Raw genomic sequence first — 255 nt, 5'->3', positions numbered from 1 at the left:
CTTCGACCTGATCGACAACGGCGATGCCTTGCGCGAACGGCTCTATGCCAATGCGAGCCTGTTTCGCACCGAGATGACCAAGCTCGGCTTCACGCTGGCCGGCGAGGGCCACCCGATCATCCCGGTGTTGCTCGGTGATGCCGCACTCGCCCAGGAGATGGCGGCGCGCATGCTGAAGAAGGGCGTCTATGTCATCGGCTTCTCCTTCCCGGTGGTGCCGAAGGGCCAGGCGCGCATCCGCACGCAGATGTCGGC

At 65.1% G+C, this 255-nt stretch carries 1 protein-coding gene; it reads left to right on the top strand.

Annotated features, from left to right (window positions below):
- Nucleotides 1–255 (top strand): aminotransferase class I/II-fold pyridoxal phosphate-dependent enzyme (locus tag IB272_RS35780; protein WP_192445911.1); only part of this gene is annotated, 255 nt, incomplete at both ends.

Origin of the sequence: Ensifer sp. ENS08 (assembly GCF_014852195.1) — a bacterium.
Taxonomy (GTDB): Bacteria; Pseudomonadota; Alphaproteobacteria; order Rhizobiales; family Rhizobiaceae; genus Ensifer; species Ensifer adhaerens.
This window is presented reverse-complemented; position numbering and strand designations above follow the sequence as displayed.